This is a genomic window from Clostridium beijerinckii (assembly GCF_008705175.1).
Lineage (GTDB): Bacteria > Bacillota > Clostridia > Clostridiales > Clostridiaceae > Clostridium > Clostridium beijerinckii.
The window spans coordinates 4,573,686-4,591,002 of sequence record NZ_CP043998.1; the positions used below are offsets into that span (position 1 = coordinate 4,573,686).

Below are 17,317 nucleotides of genomic sequence, written 5' to 3' on the forward strand. Positions count from 1 at the left end.
TTTATTAGATATTTAACAGTCTTTTTAATTATTAGGCCCAAATTTAACAACTTTGATTTTTTCAATAGAATAACAAAACACTGAATCTTCGCCAAACTAAATAAATGCATATCTTTATTTATATAAATTAACTTCTTGTCAATTTTTTGCATTAATAATCTATATAGATAATATAATTATATAACCCAATCACCGTTTTTAAATACTTGGATTTTTTCTCCCTCAGCAGTCTCACCTATTATTTCAAGCTCCTCTGATCCTACCATAAAATCTACATGAGTTAACGAATCATTAGCTCCATTTTTTATTAGTTCTTCTTCCGACATATTGTCACCATCTTTTAGGCAAGTTGGATACGCTTTTCCAAAAGCAAAATGACATGATGCATTTTCATCAAATAATGTATTAAAGAAAATTAGTCCCGAATTTGATATAGGTGAGTTATAACCAACTAGAGCAACTTCACCTAAATATCTAGCCCCTTCATCTGTATCTAGTAATCCTTTTAATATTTCTTCTCCTTTTTCTGCAGTAAAGTCAACTATCTTACCATCTTTTAATGTCAACTTAAAGTTATCAATCAAATTTCCTCCATAGTTCAGTGGCTTTTTACTAGTTACATAGCCGTTTACTCCATCTCTCTTTGGAAGAGTGAATACCTCTTCTGTCGGTATATTAGCAACAAAGTTAATACCATCTCTAGAATTCTCTTCACCACTTAACCATAGATGTCCTTCTGGAAGTTCTACAGTTAAGTCTGTGCCTTCTGATTTATAATAAAGATATTTAAAATTCTTTTCATTTAAATAATCTTTTCTATTTTTTAATTTTTCTAAATGTTCATTCCACGCTTCAATAGGTGATTCCTTATCAGCTCTTACTATACTAAAAATTGAGTCCCAAAGATTTTCTACTGCATCTGCTTCTGATAAATCAGGGAATACTTTTCTTGCCCATCCCTTTGTAGGTATTGAAACAACACACCATTGAACTTCATTACTCATCATGGCAGCGCTAACATCTTTCATAGCTCTATTTGCTGTTTTTGCTAAAGTGGAAATCTTATTAGGATCTACTCCGCTTAATAGCTCTGGATCTCTAGCAGAAATACTTATAAATGCAGTTTTCTCCTTTATAAGTTGCTCTCTTGATAATACAGCATGTTTTGGCTCCCTTTTAAAACTCTCCATAGGAGCCTTATTGTATTTTATCAAGGCAAGTTCTTCATCATTGTAATCAACTATAACATTAATAGCACCAGCTTCATAAGCTTCTTCTGCTATCAGTCTAGCAAACTCTGCACATTCTATTGGTGAATTTATAAGCAATTGTTGCTTATCTTGTAAATTTATGCCTTTCTTAACAACTAGCTCTGCATATTTTCTTAATGTATCTGTATTCATTTTGCTTTCCTCCACATTTTTCCTTAAGTTTTATTATCATAATTATAGCATATCTTACTCTATAAGTTTTTATTTAAAGCCTGAATAATATACTTTCATTTACATCTATTTCGATAAATGTAATATAAAAATATAACATTTATTAAAATAGAAACTCAGATTTCATTAGAAATTATCTGCTTAAAAAAATATATGTTATTTATAACGATCATTCGTATTTAAAAGGCCCAATCTAATAAAAATCGGGCCTTGATTACTAAAATGTAATTACTTTTGATTATTAATTTTTTCCTATACTATTTTTATATAAAATCTTTCATAAATTCCTTGATCTTATCTATTTTAATTTCACTTTCAACAAGTGATTCTCCATTTTTTAAAAAGCTAACTTTGTCATGGAAGTTGGATTTCTCTTCTTTATATAAAATTCCCAAAGGAATCTTATCTCCCCATTCCATTGATTTTTCAATAGCCTTCAATTTATTGCTTGGATCGTATTCTTTTCCAAGTTTATAAACTCTTTTATTATACCATTGGAATGTATTAACTTTATTAAATGACACACATGGCTGTAAAATATCAACAAGAGCGTATCCTTTATGATTAATAGCTTCAATCATAACTTTCTTCAAATGCTCCTTATCTCCACTAAATGCTCTAGCAACAAAACCGGCACCAAGCGTTATTGCAAGCGCTACTGGATTCATAGGAATGTTATTTGACCCATTTGGCTGAACATCTGTTACATGTCCGATGTCAGTTGTAGGTGATGCTTGTCCTTTTGTTAACCCATATATTTGGTTATCGTGAACAAAATGTGTTATATCTACATTACGCCTAATATTATGAATAAAGTGATTTCCTCCTTCTCCATAAGAATCCCCTTCTCCTGTATTTACTATTACAGTTAATCTTTTATTTACAATCTTTGCTGCAACTGCAGGTGGTAATGATCTTCCATGAAGGCCACAAAATCCATTAGTATTTATATATTGAGGTGTTTTAGCAGCTTGACCTATTCCACCAACAATAAGCACTTCGTGTGGAGCCTTACCTAAATCTATAAGTGCTTGCTTTAGAGCATCAAGAATATTATGATCCCCACATCCTGGACACCAAGCTGTTTCTGATGTTAGAAATATTTCATTATTCATTATTGCTCACCTCCAATTAGCTTACTGTATATTTCTTGAGATGAAATAGGTCTTCCATCATATTTTAAGATACTGCTATTGCATTCAATGCCTGTATATTCTCTAATAAGTCCTGCTAGTTGTCCTGTCGCATTTTGCTCTATGTTTATTATATTTTTTACTTTTTTTGCATACTTCCTAAGATTTTTCTCAGGTAAAGGCCAGACATCTCCAAATACTAATGAGCAGTATTTATTATTATTTCCTGAACGTCCATTAAGAAGTTCTATAGCTTCCTTAACCGGACTATATAATGATCCCCATGCTAAAAGTAAAGTATCTGCATTTTCTTCACCGATGAATTCAGGTTCTAAAAGTTCTTCTTTTAAATATTCCATTTTCCTTAGTCTCTTATCATTCATTTTATTTCTTACTTCACCTGATTCAGTAATATGTCCATATTCATCATGTTCATCACTATCTACCAATACTGTTAATCCTGGTATTTTACCTGGAGTTATACGTGGCGAAACACCTGTCTTTGTTAATTCATAACGCTTATAATCTTTAGCATTTATATATTCATCATCTTTTAAATACCTTTCTACTTTAATCTTATTAAAATTAAAAGGCTTTACAGTTCTTATACTATCAGCTAAAAACTGATCTCCAAGTAAAATAACTGGTATTTGATACTTATCAGCAAGATTAAATGCTCTTATAGTTTGATAAAATGCATCTTCTGGTTCCCTTAATGCTATTACCATTTTAGGTATTTCCCCTGGTGATGAGGCTATAACAAATTTCAAATCTGCTTGCTCTGTTCGTGTTGGTAAACCTGTAGTAGGCCCAGGCCTTTGTATCTCTGCTATTACAAGAGGTACCTCAAGCATTCCGGATAAGCCTACCGCCTCTACCATTAGCGCAAATCCTCCTCCAGACGATCCTGTCATTGCTCTAACACCTGCATAAGAGGCTCCAATAGCCATATTTATTGAAGCAATTTCATCTTCAGCCTGTTCAACTACAATTTCTGCTTCATTCATTTTTGAGGCAAGATAATTCATTATACTTGTAGATGGTGTCATTGGATAAGCAGAATAAAACTTACATCCTGCTGCAATAGCCCCAAGAGCAATAGCATCATTTCCTCCAATTAAAATACTCTCATCATTGTTCTTAGGTTGAATTTGATACTTTGGTGCAACTAGCTTGTATCCTTCTTCAAATGCATTGAAATTTTTATTGGCAATTTCCTCTTTGAACTTTTCTGCTAATACTTCCTTAATGCCACTTAAATCCAAATTAAATAACTTTACAAAAACGCCCAAAGCTATGCTACCATATACTTTTGGATTTCCAATGCTTTTAGCCAAAGCTTTAAGAGTAAGGCCAAAGAATCTTTTATCCTCAAGCTTAATTTGCTCGTCAGCAATTATAAACCCATCTTCCTTTAATCTGCCGATGTGAAGATCAATTGTTTCTTTGTCTAAAGCGATTATTCCATCAATATCATCCCAATGAGAATTTATTTGCTCATTTCCAAAGCGTATTTGAAAAAAATTATGTCCGCCTCTTACCCTTGACATATAGTCCTGTATAGTAAATATTTCAAATCCTTTTCTTTTTAAAACTTTCTCTAATATAGAGGAAATGGTCTCCATTCCTAGCCCAGCTGCTCCTCCAATTAAAATATTATAAATCATAAAATTCCTCCCTTCTAAAAACGCTTATAAATTGCATGCTGATAATATTTTATTATTGTTTCTCAGTATTATGACTATATATAATCTTTAAACGCATAAAACCTACAATTTTTTAATATATCAAAACATCCTTTTAATAATATGCTAATATTGATACTAATTTATTGATAAGGGATTATTGTTAAAAGATACGCTTGTTTAGATTTATGCTACTCAATCAATGAAAAATAAAACTATATATTTAACTTTAATTATAGAAGGATTAGCAAGCCTGGGATGTAAAAATTAATCAATAACTGGTAGTAGCGAAAAGCTTATAGACAAATATAAAGGTAAGCAAGGAATAGTAGTTGTTCTAATCTCTGTATACTACTATTTAGTTATGGATATAGAGGATGATTGCATTATAATGCAAGCAATCAGCTCAAAAGATAAGAAATTAGGTGCATTTATTGTAGGTAGTAAAACAAATTTCTAACGAATAAATTGAGATATGGTGGAAAATCACAAATCCGTTTATGGGATAGTCTAATAAACTTTATGAAGATTATGCAATGCATTATTAAGCCAAGTAAATACAGACTATCTCTTTATATAAAAAGTAGTAAATAGATAAGCATATATCTTTACTTTATATTCACTCCTATTCCTAAAGCAAGCTTGAAATCAATTCCTTGCTTGGTGATGGTATTGTAACTGTACTTATGATTTCACCAGTTTCTATAAGTCTACTTTCGCAAGCTTCAACTGCAGATTTTACGGCGGACACTTCTCCAGTCATTAACATATATCCTTTTCCACAAAGCCCTTTTGCAATTCTTATTTCTAATAAATCTATATTTGCAGCTTTCAATGCTACGTCGCCTGCAATTATAGAAGCTACTGCTGATATAGTTTCAACAATTCCCAACGAATCGATTTTTCCAATATCAATTGTTCCTGTAATCGCAGGGAATACATTTTCATGAACATTTGCTATCAAATAATCACTTATAAGATAACTGCCTCCAATATTAATCCCTACCTTAACAGCATTTTCAACTGCCCCTACATCTCCAGATAATATCACTATGTATTTCCCAGGACATACTGGTGAAGCTAAAACTAATTTGACATTTGAAGATTTAAGCATTTCATCACATGCTTCCATTCCCTTTGCAATACTTTTATATTCAAGTAATCCAATAGACCTTCTCATTGCTTTCTCTTCCCCTTTCATAGATTAATAATGAATATATTATTTAACTATAACTATACTTTCATCTGTTATTTCTTTTATAATTCCATCTATGCTTGCATGGATCTTAGCTCCTAGCTTCCCATCTGAAATTTCTCCTATCAAATCACCTTTTTGAACTTTATCTCCAATTTTAACTATAGGTTCAGCTTTTGCCCCTATATGTTGTGATCGTAATATTGTAACTTTTTGAAAATCGTATTCTTTCTCTTCTAAAAGTGAATCTGAATTATATTTATTTATGTCAAGCCTTTGCTTTAATCTCTCAACAGGAAATTTTCTATACCTTCTAAATTCATCAGCCTTTTCGGGTATCCTATTATGAGGATTTCTTATACCATTTTTGCTTAATTCCCCTTTAAAGAATTTATTTAACCTCCAAGGTTGTAATCCCATAATACATGCTTGTTCACAAATAGCACATTCGCTACAAAGAAAAGTGTTTGTAGGTGAGATTTCTGTACTACAAGTCTTACCATAACTAGCAATTCTCATTATTTTAGATGGTTCAATTTTGTGCCCTAGCAAATGTCTCGGACATACTTCCGTACATAAGGAACACTGACAACACGCTATTCTTGCATCTCTTATGGTAGCTTGTATACTCTTTATTTTAGATTGTACTATTTTATGCTCCTTTTTAAGCACTATTAGCCCCTTTGTATTTTTTTTGATTGGACTTTGAATATCCTCTACTATTTTTCCCATCATTGGTCCACCATCTATAACGCAAAAATCTTTTATAGATCTGCCGCCTGCAATTTCAATTGCTTCTTCAATAGAAATTCCTATAGGTACTTTAACTGTTATTGGATTCTTAACCTCGCCAGTGATGGTTAAATATTTTTCAGTGACAGGAATACCATTAATTGCATTATACACATTCAATAGTGTCTCTACATTAATTACTATGACTCCTACATTTAGAGGTATTCCACCCTCTGGCACAATCTTATTTGTAACTTCATATACAAGAATTTGCTCATCTCCAGCAGGATAAAAATTTTCCAACATAAACAGTTGTAATTTAGGATAATCTTTGATTTTTGAATTCAAGGTATTTATTGCGCTTTTATATTTCCCTTTTAGCGCAATTATCCCTACCTCACTTTCGGTCTCATCAACAACTTTGTTTAATGCGTAAAGAATTTCATCTGCTTTCTTATCCATCAATTGTTGGTCTACCTTTAGCAATGGTTCACATTCTGCACCATTCACTATTACGGTTTTAACTTTTGCATTTAATTTCACATGTGTTGGAAAACCAGCTCCACCGGCTCCAATTATTCCAGCATCTTTTATTAAATCAATAAAGCTTTTTTCCATAACTTCTCTACTCCAATTCTATTTCATTGAAAAAGTACCGCCTGCACACATCTTCTCTTTATCGCAAATTTTTTCTTTAAGATATATGAGAGAAAATATTAATTCCATAATATGATAAATATTTCCCATTAAACAATGAAGTATGTTTTCCAATAGTAATCTACTAGATAAACATAGTGACAAAGTATAAAGGGAAATATATTATCATAATTGACTAGATTATCTTATATTAAATGCATCTACCATAACACATCTGCGTTTTCTGCAGAAAGACCTAGCTGTTGTTAAACCTTCACCAGTAGGACCTGCAATAGTAAATGTTGTAGTTCCTTCCCCACCAACACCTATTCCAGCATAAGATGGTGAATTTTTAACAAAAATAGTTGTTTCTAAAAGTCTTGCCATTTTAGTGAGCTTGTCAACATTCTTTGAATGCATTATAGCTGTATGTCTATTTCCATGCTCAGCAACGTAAGCACATTCAATAGCCTCATCTACATCTTTTGTTCTTACAATAGGTAGAATAGGCATCATCATTTCTTCCAAAACGAAATGATGATTTTTCTCTACTTCCATTATAATTACTTTAATATTCTCATCTACTGAAATACCAAGCTTATTTAAGATATATGGTGCACTCTTTCCTACAAAAGAAACCTTAGGTCCGCCATTTTCATTTGTAACTAAATCTAAAAGTTTTTGAATCAAGTCTCTATCTTTAATTTCATAAGCTCCATTCAGTTTCATGTAATGTATTAAATAATCACATATTTGATCAACCGCAAAGACTTCTTTTTCAGCTATACAAGGGACATTATTATCAAAACTGCATCCATTAACAATATCAATAGCAGCTTTTTCTATATCAGCAGTTTCATCAACAACAACAGGAGGATTTCCTGCCCCCGCTCCAATAGCTTTTTTCCCCGTAGACATAACCTTATTAACTATGGCTGGTCCACCAGTTGCTACGAGCATTCGGATTTTTGGATGCTCCATCATAATATTTGTATTTTCAATAGAAGGTTCCTTAACTGTTGCTATAAGATTATCAGGAGCCCCTGCCTCTTCTAATGCTTTATTTAACATAGTTACTAATTTTATTGAAACATTTTTTGCTCTTGGGTGTGGACTAAACACTACTGTATTCCCGCCCGCAATCATAGAAATAGAATTACAAATAATAGTTTCAGTAGGATTTGTAGTAGGAGTAATAGCACCAATTACTCCAAATGGACAATATTCAACCAAAGTAAGTCCATTATCTCCTGTCATAGCCTCTGTAGTTAAATCTTCTATTCCCGGTGTTTTTTCAGCTGCTACTCTATTTTTAATTAACTTATGTTCATATTTACCGATTTCTGTTTCTTCAACAGACATTCTTGAAATCAATTCTAAATTTTCTTTCTTCAAGATAGTAGCTTTTATAGTATCCACATATTTTTGTTTGTCCTTCATAGAAGCATTTAATAATTGTTTTTGTGCTACAAATGATGCTTCAACTGCCGCATCCATAGTTCCAAAAATACCGTAATTTTTTACAGACTCAAATTTATCCAAATTTAATAAGTTTTTATTTTTCACTTCCTCTATTGCTTGCCTAACAAGTTTTTCAACTAATACTACATCTACATCCATTTATATACACCTCTTTTTAAAATTTTCATCCTCTATTACAGTTCATTGCAATGCCTAAAGGCGTTACTAATAAAGGCTCATTAAACTTTATGGTTTTAATACCTATTTCTTTTTCAAAAACATCGTTAAATTCTTCAAAGGATGAAGCTCCTCCAACAACATAAATTTCCGAAACATCATAACCATTTAAATATCGTTTTACTATTGACGCCATCTTTTGAACTACAGGTTTAATAATTGGAAATATATCTTTGTCTTTCTTAGGATCTTTCTTTAATTCTTCTGCTTCCTTAATTGATATTCCATAATATCCTGCAAGTACAAGTGTCATATGTGTACCCCCAGTTGCTTCATCAGCCGTAAAAATTACTTGTCCATCCTTCAATATACTAATTCCTGTTGTTCCACCTCCAACATCAACAACTGCACCGTCCTTAATGTCTATCACCCTAGCTGCCGCTGTTGGCTCATCCACAACATTTATAACTTCAAATCCTGCTGCTTCTACAACATTGGATATACACTTTACATTACCGGAAATAATTCCTGGTGGTACAGCAGTTGCTGCTGTTAGAAGCTCTCTACCAATTATTTCTTCAACCTCAGCTTTTAAACTTTTAACTATATTTATAGCGCCTACAAAATCTACTACAATTCCATCTTTAACAACAGTAGAAGGGTAAGTAGCTCCTGCAATAGGATTATTATTAGAATCCACAACTGATACAACAATATTGGCCGTTCCTAGGTCTACTCCCGTTTTAAGCTCTCCTTCAAATGAATTACTTCTATTTTCAGCAATCAAATTGGAGAATTCTGTTAATATGTCGCTATTTATTAACATTCTTATCTCTCCTATCATAATTAATTTGTAACTAACTGCTTACTTCCTATGCAGGATAACAAAGTCATCATTTTTTAAAGCACAAGCATTAGCTTCATCAACATCTACATGCATTTCAAGAGAAGACTTATCAGAAACCCTTATTAAAACATTACCTAAGATACCATGTCTTTCGCCCATAGTTTCCACTTCAACAATTTCCTTATCTTTCACTCCCATTTTCTCAGCATATTCAGGTGTCATATGAATATGTCTTAAAGCAATGATTGTTCCGTTTGGAATTTTCACACTCCCTTTAGGTCCTATAATTTCAAGTCCTGGAGTATTTTCTAGTTGTCCTGATTCTTTAATTGGAGGTTTTACCCCCAACCTAAAACTATCTGTCATTGAAACTTCAACCTGACTTTCACTTCTTATAGGCCCTAAAATACGGACATTTTCAAATTCACCTTTAGGACCTCTAATAGTTACAGTTTCATTAGCTGCAAATTGTCCTGGTTGTTTCAAATCAATTTTTTTAGTTAAGCTATATCCTAGACCATATAGAATATCTAAATCCTTTTGACTTAGGTGCACATGCCTATTTGATACGCCAATAGGAATTTTATAATTCTCTAATGCTTTGATTTTATCTACAACTATTTTAGTAATTAACTTTACTACATCTTCGCTATGCATTTTATCAACTCACTCTCTAGATATCCTATAAAAACTCTATAAAGTTTTTGGTAATATCTTTTCTGTATCAATATGTGGTCTTGGAATAACATGTTGCGAAATCACTTCGCCAACATTTCTTGCAGCTGCAACTCCAGCATCTACAGCCGCTTTTACTGCTCCAACATCCCCGCGAACCATTACAGTTACAAGCCCTGATCCAATTTTTTCATATCCAACAAGCATAACATTCGCTGCCTTTGTCATTGCATCAGCTGCTTCTATTGCACTAACTAAGCCTTTTGTTTCAACCATTCCTAAAGCTTCATTATTCATAATAAATTCCTCCTTATTTTTTAACATATAAATCTAAATGAACATCGCATTAATAATAAACATTGAAATAAATATTACTGTAGCTGGTGGGTCTATATAAGTATCACAATAACTGTTAATAACTTTTCCTGCAATTAACCAAGCTATTGCACAGGCAATTCCTGCGCAAACACCTATAAATATATTTCCTGTCATAACTGTAGCCGCTGCAGCTGGTAAAGTGATATGATGTGTTACCGGAACTCCAAAACCAGTCTGCAAGAAAATCAATGAAGTTGCACTAATTCCAAAGCAAACGATAGGATACATAGACATAACTTTAGGCGATACACCCGAATTAACCATTGATATAGCAATACCGCTTACAACAATTCCAACTGTTAATCCAAGCACAATATGATTAACTAATGTTTTTGTATCAGGAAGCCAATCTCTTTTGCCTGACCCAGTATACTTACCAACCGGACCTGTCTTACCAAATACTAATCTCGAAATCATCAAAACGGTGAAAACAGAAATAGCAGGAAGGTCTGTTTTAAAGTTCAATACTGCACCATAAACATAGTGACATAAGAAACCTATAACTCCGAATAGGCCTCCAACGAGTATTACTGTATAATCATTAATTGAATATAATGGTGTTAATACATCGTTTGCATTGCTCAATGTTTTTCTTTTATTCCCAGCAAATGCTGCTGCCGCTACTCCTGCTGCAAATGCAATATGAGGACCTAAAAAAGAACCAAAAGTAATATTTCCAACCGTTGGTTCAGCAATACCTGCTAATCCTAAAATTCCTCCAACAACTGCTAAAATTCCCGTTAAAATAAAAGCAGGTATTGATCCAAGAAGTGCTCCTAAAGCTCCTCCACCAAATGCTGCTATTAATGCATAGATATTCATAACATCAAACTCCTTAAATACTATTTAAAATTTTCCAAAACACATTGCATTGCCTTCTTTCTTAAAAGTTCCATTTTATCAGTTTTTTCCCATTTAAAATTTTTATTTTCACGCCCAAAATGACCATAGGCGGCTGTATTAAAAAATTGTGGTTTCTTTAAATCAAGTTGCTCTAAGATGTTAGCAACCGAAAAAGAAAAAGTCTCTTTAATTATTTTTCTTATATCTTTAATATCTATTTTCTCAGTTCCAAATGTATTAATAGTTATTGCTTCTGGTTCAGCTTCTCCAATTACATAGCTTAAGGATAATTCAACCTTGTCAGCCAGCTTTGCAGCAACTATATTTTTTGCCACATACCTTGCCATATATGCTGCTGATCTATCTACTTTTGTGGGGTCTTTTCCTGAAAAGGCTCCACCACCATGTCTTCCAATTCCACCATAAGTATCTACCATAATTTTTCGTCCCGTTAAACCAGTATCGCCTGCAGGACCACCTATAACAAATCTTCCGGTAGGATTAATATGTATCTTCGTATCATATTTAATCCACTTGCTATCAATAACATTACGAATAACCTCATATTCAATAACATTTTTCATATAATCATAGTCAATATCCGGATCATGTTGAATTGAAATTACTATGCTTGAAATGTTAATTGGATTCCCATTACTATCATATTTCATTGTAACCTGAGATTTACCATCAGGACGAATCCAAGGAATTCCTTCACTTTTTCTAAGTTTAGATAACCTCATTGTAAGTTTATTAGCTAGATCACACGTTAATGGCATATAATTATCAGTCTCATTAAAGGCATACCCGTACATAATTCCTTGATCACCAGCTCCTAATATTGCTTTAGTAATCTTCCTGTTTTCTTCTATTTTGTCAACACCTAAAGCAATATCTGGAGACTGTTTATTGATATTTGTAAACACTAGGCAGGTCTTATAATCAAAACCATATTCTTCTTTCGTATAACCAATATTTTTTACAACCTCTCTTGCAACCTCAACAATATTTACCTTTGCATTTGAAGTAACCTCTCCTGCTATCATAATTGTATTCTTTGAGACCATTGTTTCTACTGCAACTCTTGAATTATTATCCTGTGCTAAATACGCATCTAAGATTCCATCCGATATCTGATCGCAAATTTTATCAGGATGTCCTTCTGTTACAGATTCTGATGTAACAAAATATTCGCTCATATTTTACCACCTACCTTGATTTTCTGATTCTACAACATTTTTTTATATTTATAAACCGTTGTATTTTCATACTTCTTAAACACTTTGCTAAAATAACTGCTCTCATTATATCCAAGTTTAAATGCAACATCCGTAATACTTAAATCAGTAAAACAAAAATAACTTTTCGCCATATTAATCTTTCTCATATGCAAATATTCCATAACACTTATGTTAAACTGCCTTTTAAAAATTCTACTTAAATAACCTTGGCTTACTGAACAATTATTAATTATCTCATTTAATCCAATCTCTTCTTCAATATTATTTTCAATATAACTAAACACATCATTTAATATTGAATACTTTTTTATGCTATTTTGTTGAAAAACATAATTCATAACCTTGAATAACCAAAATTCTAAAAATCTTTTCTCATTGCCTAAATCTTCTTCCATCGGAAATAGCTCATTAAGCTTTTTGGGCTTTTTGTTTAGCAGTTGGACAGAATTAATAAGATTTTCTCCTATTTGCATAAATTCTTCTCTTAGTAACTTTGTATCAGACTTTTTAGAAGAACATATCTCATCTATTATCTTAGGAATTTCATAATACATTTTTTTGTAATTTTTTTCTTTAATTATTAAAAGTAGACTGTCATACTTATTCCCTTCTATCTCACTTTTAACATTCTGATTCTCATCTTTATAATTGCTCAATAATTTTTCTATTTGAGAAAAGGATACAGGTTTTGATATATACTCTTTAACTTTAGTTTTTAAAGCTTCAATTGCAAAATCAAAACTGTTATAAGATGATACAATAAAAATAGTGGTACTTGGATTAATGGTGTATATCTTTTTACTAGATTCTATCCCTGATTCACCAGGCATCATGATATCCATAAAAACAATATCTATTTTATTATTTTTACATATCTCAACTGCCTGCTCACCGCTACCAACAGAATATAAGACCTCAAATCCTTCAACTTTAGATATCATAACCTTTAAAGATGCTCTCATTAGTGGTTCATCATCCGCAATTAATACTCCATACATATCTAGACATTCCTTTCTTCAAATTTTATTGGAAATCTTATAATACTCCTTGTACCTTCTCCTTCAGTATTTTCAATAAAAGTATCATACTTTTCACCAAATAATGTTATGAGCTTTTCTCTTGCATTGGAGATGCTTATCTGAATAGATTCTCCCTCATAACCACCTTTATATATCTTGAATTTCTTAGCTATTGCCTCATCACTAAATCCAGATCCATTGTCAGAAATACATATAACAACATCCTTACCTTCATAATAAGAAGTTACCGCTACTTTTCCACCGTTATTCTTTGTTGCAATTCCATAAAAAACAGCATATTCCACAAATGGCATAATAATATGGCTTGGGATTCTTTGATAATGCATTTTTTCATTCATGTTAATTGAATATTGAAGCAAATCTCCATACTTAACTTTCTGAATCTTCAAATATTTTTCAATATTTTCGAATTCATCTGATAAATTTGTATAGCTCTTTTGACTACCTAAACTCTGCTTTAAATAATCTGCAAACATTACAATCATCTCATTTGTCTTAGGTGAATCTTCAATAGCTGCTAAATTAGAAATCGAATTCAAAACATTGATTAAAAAATGTGGGTTTAATTGAGCTCTGAGATTTATAAGTTCATTTTTTTTCAATGCATTTTCTATTTCAAGTTCTTTTCTAGAATTATTTAATTCCTCAACTTCCTTTTTTAATGAGTTTTTTTGCATTAATCTATATGCTTCTTTCTCTCCCAATTGATTTATAATAAGAGAAATTAATTCCGCAACACTCATAAATTTTTCATAATCATATAATTGAACAGACTCAAACAAACTTAACATATGCTTATCTTCCCTATAATTTTGAGAATGTTTTATTACATTTTCAAGTTTACTTACTCCTGAAGGTGCATCTAAGCATCTCACTTGTCCGCCAATAAAGCCACCTAGGTAATGGCCTCTAACGATTATAGGTATTGCAATTTCAAGTAATCCACAAGGGCAAAAATATACACAATTCTTTTGTGTAACTGCTGCCTGAATTCCACCAAAAGCATCGGAAGACTTACAGACACATTCTGCTTTCTTATTTTTTCTAATCTCGCTACAAAATTCTGTGAAAGAAGTCATTTTGGTAATTGGTTCACCTTTATAATCAACAGTAACAAATGCAAGGCCTGTTGCTCTAGATATCTTTTCCTGGATATCTTCTAATGTTTCTTTGCCGAATAAATTGATTATATTAAATTTATTAATTAAATTCTCATCAATCTGCGTATTGCTGTCAACGATTTCACCTTTTGTTCTATCATGGAATTCATGCATTTAACCCACTCCTTCATACATCACAAGAATATATTTTTCTAAATATATTCTATCATACTAAGATTAGGTTAGTACACTAATTGAATCAGTCTTTCCATACCAAATTTTGTAATTTCTCTTCTATTTGCTTGTGTACATCCATCCTTTAGTGCATTTTCAGCTATAATTGATTTTACATTGTCAAATTCATTTTTATCTACACCACACTCTTTTAAGTTTTGAGGCATGTTCATAATCTTCGTCAGTGTTTTAATATATGTTTTTAAAACTTCAACTGCAAATTCATCACTTTGTGCTTTTTCCACCATACCAGTTTTATAAACTAATTTAGCGTATTTCTTTAAAATCTCATGATCTTCACAGTTATAATCTATTACAATATTCACCAAGATTGAATTGGCAAGTCCGTGTGGAATATGAAATCTACCTCCTAATTGATGAGCAATGCTATGATTTATACCAAGACCCGCTATATTAAAAGCCATACCTGCCAAATTAGATGCTTCATGCATTTTTTTCCTTGCTGCGATGTCATTACCTTGTTTATAGCACTGTACTAAAGATTCAATGACCAATTCAACAGCTTTTTCAGCTAATGCATCTGAATATACATTTGCATCTTTTGCAACATATGCTTCTATTGCGTGAGTTAAAACGTCTATTCCTGTATTTGCAGTAATGTCTGCTGGAACAGAAACTGTTAGATTGGCATCTAAGATCGCTTCATCTGGTAGCATCACATCATCAAAAATAATATGCTTTGTTTTTGTCTCAGTATCAGTAACTACTGTCGCTGACGTTACCTCAGATCCAGTTCCACTTGTAGTTGGAATTGCTATAAAATTAACTTTATCGATAAAGTTTTGCTGTTTTGCGAAATAAATAATTCCCTTTGCTGTATCTATAGCAGAGCCTCCACCATACGCAATAACTATGCTAGGATTATTTTTCTTAATAAGAGCAACACCTTTTCCAATTACATTTAGTGGCGGGTCTGGAATAACCTCATCAAAAACAGAAACATTATTACTGTCATTAATAAAACTCAATAGACCTTTTACGCTGCCGTTTTTCACAAGAAATTGATCACATACCACACAGATGTCTGTATTTTTAAATTTCTCTAGGCGCTTCAGAGAATTTTCTCCTGAATATATTTTTGTTTTAATATACACACTTTTCAAAACTTCCTCTCCTTTCCTACCTAATTGAAAAACCATTTGTTAGGGAACATCGCCTTCTTCTTGCAAAATGCCTTGCTGTAGTAGTGCCTTCTCCTGTGATTGTAGCAATTGTAAAGCTGGTATCACCTTCACCATTACATCCAATTCCTACGAGTGAAGCACCATTTTTAACAAATACTGCCGTCTGCATTACTTTTGCTGCTACATTTAATCTTTCAATTGATTGAGAATGAATTGTTGCTGTGTGCCTGAATCCTTGTTCTATTTCAAGTGCTGTATCCAAGGCTATTTCAAAATTCTTTACTCTTATTAATGGTACAAGTGGCATAAGCATTTCAACTGTTGCAAATGGATGCTGCTTTATAGTATTAACTACAATAAGCTTAATATCTCTCTCGCATACAATTCCTGCAGCCTTTAAAATCTCATTTGCACTTTTACCTTCAAGAGTCTTATTTAAGGTCATGTCGCTTGTTAATGTAGCTACTGTGAGTTTAAGCATTTCCTCATCATTATCTACGTAGTATACATTATTTCTAACAAGCTCTTCTACTAATAAATCAGCAATACTTGAAACAGCTACTATGCTTTTTTCTGAAATGCACATTATATTATTATCAAAAGAAGCTCCCCTTACAATATCTCTTGCAGCCTTTTTAATGTCACCAGTTTCATCAACAATAGTCGTAGGATTACCAGGTCCAGCTCCAATAACTTTTTTGCCAGATGCCATTGCTTGCCGCAATACATTATTACCACCTGTCGTAACCACCATTGAAATATCTGGATGAGTCATAATTTCATTAGTACAAGTAATTGAATTTTCATTTAAGGTTACAACTAAATTATCTATTCCACATCTTTCTCTTATTGCAATACTGATTATCTCCGTAACATATTTTGACACTTTTATTGCTCTTGGATGTGGGCAATGAACAACTCCATTTCCTGCTGCCAGCATCCCTATTGTATTACTAATTAATGTGGCACATGGATTAGTACATGGATGTATAGCGCAGATAACACCATAAGATGATAGTTCATATAATGTCATCCCATTATCTCCTGTTCTCACTTCAGTAATTAAGTCTTCTATTCCTGGTGTTTTTTTAATCGCTAGAATAAGTTTCTCAATTTTGTCATGCACATTCCCCATTCCAGTCTCTTCAACTGTCATATAAGCTATTTCCTCAACCCTAGATAAAAGCTTTTCCTTAATAGAATCAATAATCTCTTGTCTTTCATTCAAAGTAAATTTGCTATATTGATTATATGCACCTACCGCTGCTAAAACTGCATCGTTCACTGAAGAAAAAACACCACTTTTTAATTCTTCGTTATTAAAAAATTTATAATTTATATCCATGTTAACCT

The 17,317-nt window shown here is 32.2% G+C and carries 15 protein-coding genes; all 15 read right to left on the reverse strand.

Annotated elements, in window-relative coordinates; genetic code table 11:
- Positions 1-176: 176 nt before the first annotated feature.
- Complete coding sequence (locus F3K33_RS20675; protein ID WP_039771803.1) at positions 177-1,403, reverse strand: aminopeptidase; 1,227 nt, start codon at positions 1,401-1,403, stop codon at positions 177-179.
- 302 nt (positions 1,404-1,705) lie between these two features.
- On the reverse strand, positions 1,706-2,557 hold the full coding sequence (locus F3K33_RS20680; RefSeq protein WP_012060198.1) for a 2-oxoacid:ferredoxin oxidoreductase subunit beta: 852 nt from the start codon (positions 2,555-2,557) through the stop codon (positions 1,706-1,708).
- A complete protein-coding gene (locus tag F3K33_RS20685; protein WP_039771805.1) occupies positions 2,557-4,242 on the reverse strand; it encodes a 2-oxoacid:acceptor oxidoreductase subunit alpha in 1,686 nt (561 codons plus the stop codon). The genes F3K33_RS20680 and F3K33_RS20685 overlap by 1 nt, the downstream gene beginning before the upstream one ends.
- Before the next feature lie 649 nt (positions 4,243-4,891).
- Entirely contained in the window at positions 4,892-5,440 is a 549-nt protein-coding gene (locus tag F3K33_RS20690; RefSeq protein WP_039771807.1) for a BMC domain-containing protein, read from the reverse strand.
- A gap of 39 nt (positions 5,441-5,479) precedes the next feature.
- Positions 5,480-6,805 carry a 4Fe-4S dicluster domain-containing protein gene (locus F3K33_RS20695; RefSeq protein WP_039771809.1) on the reverse strand — a complete coding sequence of 442 codons (1,326 nt, stop codon included), beginning with the start codon at positions 6,803-6,805 and terminating at the stop codon, positions 5,480-5,482.
- 219 nt (positions 6,806-7,024) lie between these two features.
- A complete protein-coding gene (locus tag F3K33_RS20700; RefSeq protein ID WP_039771811.1) occupies positions 7,025-8,443 on the reverse strand; it encodes an aldehyde dehydrogenase family protein in 1,419 nt (472 codons plus the stop codon).
- Positions 8,444-8,468: 25 nt separating this feature from the next.
- Positions 8,469-9,287 (reverse strand): ethanolamine utilization protein EutJ, encoded by an 819-nt coding sequence (gene eutJ, locus F3K33_RS20705; protein ID WP_023973060.1) that lies wholly within the window; start codon positions 9,285-9,287, stop codon positions 8,469-8,471.
- Between the two features lie 39 nt (positions 9,288-9,326).
- The gene (locus F3K33_RS20710) at positions 9,327-9,965 is read right to left on the reverse strand and encodes a phosphate propanoyltransferase (protein WP_012060204.1); all 639 of its coding nucleotides are present in this window, start codon (positions 9,963-9,965) and stop codon (positions 9,327-9,329) included.
- A 36-nt stretch (positions 9,966-10,001) separates the two neighbouring features.
- Positions 10,002-10,280 (reverse strand): propanediol utilization microcompartment protein PduA, encoded by a 279-nt coding sequence (gene pduA, locus F3K33_RS20715; RefSeq protein WP_012060205.1) that lies wholly within the window; start codon positions 10,278-10,280, stop codon positions 10,002-10,004.
- 33 nt (positions 10,281-10,313) lie between these two features.
- Positions 10,314-11,183 carry a DUF7973 family transport facilitator gene (locus F3K33_RS20720; protein WP_039771813.1) on the reverse strand — a complete coding sequence of 290 codons (870 nt, stop codon included), beginning with the start codon at positions 11,181-11,183 and terminating at the stop codon, positions 10,314-10,316.
- A gap of 20 nt (positions 11,184-11,203) precedes the next feature.
- A complete protein-coding gene (metK, locus tag F3K33_RS20725) occupies positions 11,204-12,403 on the reverse strand; it encodes a methionine adenosyltransferase (RefSeq protein WP_012060207.1) in 1,200 nt (399 codons plus the stop codon).
- A gap of 29 nt (positions 12,404-12,432) precedes the next feature.
- Positions 12,433-13,443, reverse strand: coding sequence for a response regulator (locus tag F3K33_RS20730; RefSeq protein ID WP_039771815.1), 1,011 nt, complete (start codon positions 13,441-13,443; stop codon positions 12,433-12,435).
- Between the two features lie 2 nt (positions 13,444-13,445).
- A complete protein-coding gene (locus F3K33_RS20735) occupies positions 13,446-14,759 on the reverse strand; it encodes a sensor histidine kinase (RefSeq protein ID WP_012060209.1) in 1,314 nt (437 codons plus the stop codon).
- A 68-nt stretch (positions 14,760-14,827) separates the two neighbouring features.
- Positions 14,828-15,934 carry a 1-propanol dehydrogenase PduQ gene (locus tag F3K33_RS20740; RefSeq protein WP_236892364.1) on the reverse strand — a complete coding sequence of 369 codons (1,107 nt, stop codon included), beginning with the start codon at positions 15,932-15,934 and terminating at the stop codon, positions 14,828-14,830.
- Between the two features lie 25 nt (positions 15,935-15,959).
- Entirely contained in the window at positions 15,960-17,309 is a 1,350-nt protein-coding gene (locus F3K33_RS20745) for an aldehyde dehydrogenase family protein (RefSeq protein WP_023973065.1), read from the reverse strand.
- Between the last annotated feature and the right edge of the window lie 8 nt (positions 17,310-17,317).